6 protein-coding genes and 1 tRNA gene are annotated in these 5,319 nt (G+C 55.4%); 5 read left to right on the forward strand and 2 right to left on the reverse strand.

Annotation, left to right across the window (positions count from 1 at the left end; translation table 11 throughout):
* Positions 1-80 precede the first annotated feature (80 nt).
* Together GOB83_RS14360 and GOB83_RS14365 are read right to left on the reverse strand one after the other, a co-directional pair.
* Entirely contained in the window at positions 81-1,331 is a 1,251-nt protein-coding gene (locus GOB83_RS14360; RefSeq protein WP_308445981.1) for a DUF6538 domain-containing protein, read from the reverse strand.
* Between the two features lie 102 nt (positions 1,332-1,433).
* Positions 1,434-1,507 (reverse strand) — tRNA-Gln (locus GOB83_RS14365).
* Positions 1,508-1,701: 194 nt separating this feature from the next.
* On the opposite strand from GOB83_RS14365, the gene GOB83_RS14370 reads away from it, so the two are divergent.
* The 5 genes from GOB83_RS14370 to GOB83_RS14390 all read left to right on the forward strand — a co-directional run bounded on the left by GOB83_RS14370 (position 1,702) and on the right by GOB83_RS14390 (position 5,197).
* Positions 1,702-2,832, forward strand: coding sequence for a Ppx/GppA phosphatase family protein (locus tag GOB83_RS14370; RefSeq protein WP_165926591.1), 1,131 nt, complete (start codon positions 1,702-1,704; stop codon positions 2,830-2,832).
* Positions 2,829-3,614 (forward strand): RlmE family RNA methyltransferase, encoded by a 786-nt coding sequence (locus GOB83_RS14375; RefSeq protein ID WP_086646038.1) that lies wholly within the window; start codon positions 2,829-2,831, stop codon positions 3,612-3,614. Before GOB83_RS14370 ends, GOB83_RS14375 begins: the two co-directional genes overlap by 4 nt.
* A gap of 70 nt (positions 3,615-3,684) precedes the next feature.
* Positions 3,685-3,918, forward strand: a complete 234-nt coding sequence (locus GOB83_RS14380) for a sulfurtransferase TusA family protein (protein WP_165926592.1) — start codon at positions 3,685-3,687, stop codon at positions 3,916-3,918.
* A gap of 87 nt (positions 3,919-4,005) precedes the next feature.
* Complete coding sequence (locus GOB83_RS14385) at positions 4,006-4,260, forward strand: exodeoxyribonuclease VII small subunit (protein WP_172793731.1); 255 nt, start codon at positions 4,006-4,008, stop codon at positions 4,258-4,260.
* A gap of 1 nt (position 4,261) precedes the next feature.
* Positions 4,262-5,197, forward strand: a complete 936-nt coding sequence (locus GOB83_RS14390; RefSeq protein ID WP_165926593.1) for a polyprenyl synthetase family protein — start codon at positions 4,262-4,264, stop codon at positions 5,195-5,197.
* The last annotated feature ends 122 nt before the right edge of the window (positions 5,198-5,319 follow it).

The raw sequence follows: 5,319 nt of genomic DNA on the forward strand, positions 1-5,319 counted from the left end.
AACATCAAAGAAACCAGGCTGTTTCATTATTCATTCATCCACCCAATCACCACAGGAGGTATGGAATCACAGATACGCACTCAAAACCATGGAGTTTTTCGAACCCTCCATTTGGGAGAGAACTTCACTTCTTTACCGTTAACCATGACGGGAGGATGTTCCTGAATGTAAATCATCCAGCCATCATCCGTGTGGACAAAATCCTCACATCTCAGGTGACAGATTTCGCTCTGTCTCATTCCTGAATAAGCGGCAATCGCTGTCACAAAGGCGTAAGTTGTTCGGGAGAAGGTGCGGGTGGTCCATGGATAACTCATCAGTCTGGTGAGATTTTCTTCCGACCAATCTTCAACGGCCCGAACTTTTTCCGACTTGAACTTGAAGCCTTTCCAGATGTTTTTCTCCACATGACCGATGGGGAGCATGTAATCCCACAGGCTTCTCAGAAAGGTGACGCGCTTTTCTACTGTTGCATCACTGAGACGGGGAATGTCTTTACCCGCGTGTTTCTCCTGAAAATCAGCCGAAGTAATGGAATCAAGAACGGGAACAGGAGTGATTGAATTCTTGCCATAATTATTGGGAAGACGCCTCATGGTCTCAATGAATAAATGGGCATCTTTGCCTTTATAGCTGGCAAGTGGTTTGTCTCCGACAATCTCCAGAAACTGAGCAAGAGTCACCTTCATGACCCTGCTGTCTCTCTCGTTCTTGAGTTCCTTGCTCTTGGACTCCGCGTAGGATTCCATAATTTCCGAAAACTTTGGAGTTTCATCCACGGGAACGGACGGGGAGGGAGGAATAGACTGGGCCTGATTTGCCATCGTCATCATGCCCGTTGCCATGCTCGCAATCTGCTTGATGGCTTCTGTCAGTTCGTTCCTTGTGTTACGGGCTTCAGCAAGCCGTCCCTGATTGAGAATGGCCTTGTGATTCAGGTCTTCAATCCGACGACCAATGTCGCGCAATTTCTCTGCTTGCGTCTGAATGAACGCGGAAAACTCGGAATAATGGGTAAGAGCGTCGGTTACACGCCTGAGTTCATGCTGACGCTTCAGGATGGTGATTAAGTCGTCTTGACCCGAGATAATTCCATCCGATGTGGTGAGGGCATCCTCAAGAGTGCGGATGTATTCCTCTGTTTCTGACATATCCCGACAGTCCTGAAAAATCTGTTCAACCATTCCATAGACCATGCCAGCCCGAGCGGTGGCCGTGACCCGACTGGTGGTTCTCATGGAAAACCAGATTTCCTGTTTTCCAATGAACGGACGGACCATGAGAGGAACAGCGCGACGAAAATGCCACGCTCCCTGAACCCTTGTGAGCATCAAACTTCAGCCCGATTGGAGAAGTCTTTGGAGAAGTTCTCCAATCGACCCTCGATTAGGGGAAGATTTTAGCCAATGATTTCAATGGGTTACGCGGACGAATGGCTGGGGGACCTGGATTCGAACCAGGGCTGACCGGGTCAGAGCCGGTAGTTCTACCGCTAAACTATCCCCCAGCAGGACGACGCTTTAGAAGTGTAAAACACCACTTCCTTGCCGGTGACGCTCTACTAGCACCGTCATATTGGGCTTGCAACCCCATCCAACAAAAGAATTTTGTTTTGGGCGCATATTTATCTTGTCCCCAGGCGTCGTGGTCCCCAGAATAAGAGAAGATTCAGCGCAACCCTAACAACCAAGGACCGGACAGATGGATCACCCTCTTCCCTGGACCGGCCCCTCGGTCAACAGGCTTTTCCCCCCTTCGCGGGGTATGAGCGGGGATCCGGATCTGTTTGGCGCTCTTGATCTGGGCACTAATAATTGCCGCCTGATGATTGCAGCGCAAACCGCCGGGGGGTTCCGGGTGGTGGACAGCTTCACCCGCACTGTACGGCTGGGGGAAGGCCTGCATCATACAGGTCGCCTGAGCGAGGACGCCATGGGGCGCACGGTTGAAGCGCTGCAAATTTGTGCAGACCGACTGGCGCGGCGGAACGTGGGCATGTTTCAGGCGGTCGCAACAGAGGCCTGCCGCCGTGCGGTAAATGGGCAGGATTTTATTGAGCGTGCTCAGGCTGTTGCCGGGTTTGACATTCATATTATATCCGGCCGGGAAGAAGCTACTCTGGCGGTCGAAAGTTGCGCAAACCTTATTCATAATCCCCGTTTCGGCTCACCTCGAAACCGGGCGCTACTTTTTGATATTGGCGGTGGTTCTACAGAAGTGGCGTGGATCCGTAGCGATACTGCTCAGCAAACGGAATCCCTGATCGGCTACCTTAGCCTGCCTGTGGGCGTGGTCACCCTGTCGGAGCAGTTTGGGTCGATGGAAGATCTAACGCCAGAGCGTTACCGTGCCATGGTGGACCATACCCGCTCATTCCTGAATGATTTTGAAGCAGTTCACCGTATCCGTTCAGAGATCCGCCGTAATCAGGTGCGGCTGATCGGCACAAGTGGCACGGTCACAACCCTTGCCAGTCTTATTCTTAATCTCCCGCGCTATGCCCGGGCTGCGGTTGACGGGTCATTGCTGCCTGCCAGCAGCGCACGGCTTGCCATGCGCAAGCTGCAGGGCATGGGGTTGAGCAATATTGAGAGCCATCCGTGTATTGGCCCTGACCGCGCTCCCTTTGTCCTGCCCGGCTGTGCTATTTTTGAAGCTATTCACGATATATGGCCAATGCAGGATATTATTGTTGCGGATCGTGGGTTACGAGATGGCATGATTCTTCGCATGCTGCGTAAAGCCTCCCCCATGTCACGCCGCTCTGCGCGGTCCCATCATGCCAAGCAGGCTCACTCCACACAGAATTTGATTCAGGCAACAGGTTTATGAGCGACAAGAAACCCCGTTCGTCCGGGCACTCTTCCACACTGCGCGTTCCAGGGCGCGCGCGTAAAAGCAGCGCAACCCCCGGTAGTAAGCTGGCAAAGGATGATTCCGATGCCCCGCAGCGGATGCGTACACAAACAGTGTCCCTCAGGACCGCGCGGGGGCGGACGACAGCCCAGCAGAAATGGCTGGCCCGCCAACTGAATGACCCATATGTGCAGGCCGCTCACAAGCAGGGGTGGCGCTCCCGAGCCGCGTTCAAGCTGATTGAGCTGGATGACAAGTTTCGCCTGATCCGCCCGGGCATGCGCGTGGTGGATCTGGGGGCCGCCCCTGGGGGGTGGACACAGGTGCTGGTCAAGCGTGGCGCGGCTCAGGTGGTGGGGGTTGACTTGCTGCCGGTTGACCCTGTGCCCGGTGCTGAAATCATAGAAGGGGATTTTACCGACCCCGACATGGCCTCCACTCTAACAACCATGCTGGGTGGCAAGGCGGATCTTGTTGTCTCGGACATGGCGCCCAATACGACCGGGCATGGGCCGACTGATCACATCCGCATTATTGGTCTGACAGAAGAAGCCTTGCATTTTGCATTTGAAATTCTGGCCGAAGGTGGCGGTTTTGTGGCTAAGGTGTTTCAGGGTGGGTCTGAAAAAGCCATGCTGGACACCTTGAAGCAGGCGTTCTCTCTTGTGCGCCACGCCAAGCCCCCCGCCAGCCGTAAGGATTCGGCGGAACTCTATGTTGTGGCAACGGGTTTCAGGCCGCACAGGCTCAAGGACTGAACATGCCGCATGGCATGCAGGCAGCATGTTCGATTGGGGTGCCCCTGAATCTACGGTGTGAAGTGTGATCATGAGTGAGACTGTCCTTGATGTCAGGGGGTTGAGTTGCCCCCTGCCCGTCCTCAAAGCCAACCGTGTTCTTCGTGACTTGCCCGAAGGGGCGCGCCTGCGGGTTTTGGCGACTGACCGGGCGTCAGTATCCGATTTTCAGGTGTTCTGCAGGGAGACTGGGCATGCCCTTGTCTCTTTTGCAGATGAAAACGGAGTTTTCGCCTTTACGATCAAACGGCGTGCGCAAAGCTGATAATTTTCAGTCATAGCTGAAATTCCACCAGTCATTGACAAGCAAGGCTTGGCAGAAGGCCCCTACTCGCGCTATTGGCTGCCCTTCATGAAGGATAGGGACGCCCGCACGATGCCGGACAACATCACTTCGCTGTCTTTTGAAGAAGCGCTTTCCGAACTGGAAAAAATTGTGCGCGGCTTGGAAGGCGGCCAGATGAAGCTGGAAGATGCCATTAAGGCATATGAGCGCGGTGCGGCCCTGCGGCAGCATTGTGAGGCCAAGCTAAGTGAAGCTGAAGCCCGCGTGCAGGCGATCGTGCAACGGTCCGACGGGTCGTTGGACATGAAACCGATGGACTGAGATGTCGATGACTGAGCCGACACAAACCACAATCATTCGCGCAACTGATGCTGCGCTCCTCAAACAGGACATGAGCACACGTGCGAGCGTGATAGAAAGCACGATCGACGCTCTGCTTCCGCCTACAAAGGGGGGTGATGCGCGGCTGATAGACGCCATGCGCTACGCCACTTTAGGTGGCGGCAAGCGTCTGCGCGGCTATCTGGCGGTTACAGCCGCCAGCCTGTTCGGCGTGCCGGAGAGCCAGTCCGCCAGAGTGGCAGCTTCCGTTGAGATGCTGCACGCCTATTCCTTGGTGCATGATGATCTGCCCGCCATGGATGATGATGACATGCGCCGCGGTCAGCCCTCCACGCATCGCAAGTTTGACGAGGCAACGGCCATTCTGGCTGGGGATGCCCTGCAGACCAGAGCGTTCGAAATTCTTGCCGCAGCCCACACGCATGCAAGTGCAGATGTGCGCATCGACCTGATCCAGAGCTTTGCGGAGGCCTCCGGTGCCGCTGGCATGGTCGGCGGGCAGATGATTGATATGGAAGGTGAAGGGCGCGCCCTGCCGTTGGACGAAGTCCGCCACCTGCATGCGCTTAAAACTGGCTGCCTTATCCGTTACTCGGCTGAGGCCGGTGCCATTCTGGGGCAGGCTTCGGCTGATCTGCGCAAGCGCCTTAGGGCATATGGTGCCAATATCGGCGCAGCATTCCAGATAGCGGATGATGTGCTGGATGCCACAGCCACAGCCGAAGAACTGGGTAAAACCGCAGGTAAAGATGAAGCCTCCGGCAAGTCCACGTTTGTGGCACTCCTTGGGATTGATGGCGCAAGAAACGAGGCTGCACGCGTAACCGAAGCCGCGATTGCCGAACTCGCACCCTTTGGCGCACAGGCCGACCGGCTGCGAGATCTTGCCTACTACGTGATCGAACGGAGAAACTGAGATCATGGCCGACCAGAACGCCGCGTCACCGATTCCCACTTTTGGCCGTTTTCCTGCGCTGGATCGTGTTCGGGTTCCTGCGGACCTGCGCAACCTGTCTGTTGAGCAGCTCAAGCAGCTTG

It is taken from the genome of Acetobacter fabarum, assembly GCF_011516925.1.
In the GTDB taxonomy this organism is placed as follows: Bacteria; Pseudomonadota; Alphaproteobacteria; order Acetobacterales; family Acetobacteraceae; genus Acetobacter; species Acetobacter fabarum.

Coding starts and splice junctions, on each gene's coding strand:
- GOB83_RS14360 (WP_308445981.1), bottom strand. CDS start 1,331: ATGCTCACAAGGGTTCAGGGAGCGTGGCATTTTCGTCGCGCTGTTCCT.
- GOB83_RS14370 (WP_165926591.1), top strand. CDS start 1,702: ATGGATCACCCTCTTCCCTGGACCGGCCCCTCGGTCAACAGGCTTTTC.
- GOB83_RS14375 (WP_086646038.1), top strand. CDS start 2,829: ATGAGCGACAAGAAACCCCGTTCGTCCGGGCACTCTTCCACACTGCGC.
- GOB83_RS14380 (WP_165926592.1), top strand. CDS start 3,685: ATGAGTGAGACTGTCCTTGATGTCAGGGGGTTGAGTTGCCCCCTGCCC.
- GOB83_RS14385 (WP_172793731.1), top strand. CDS start 4,006: ATGAAGGATAGGGACGCCCGCACGATGCCGGACAACATCACTTCGCTG.
- GOB83_RS14390 (WP_165926593.1), top strand. CDS start 4,262: ATGTCGATGACTGAGCCGACACAAACCACAATCATTCGCGCAACTGAT.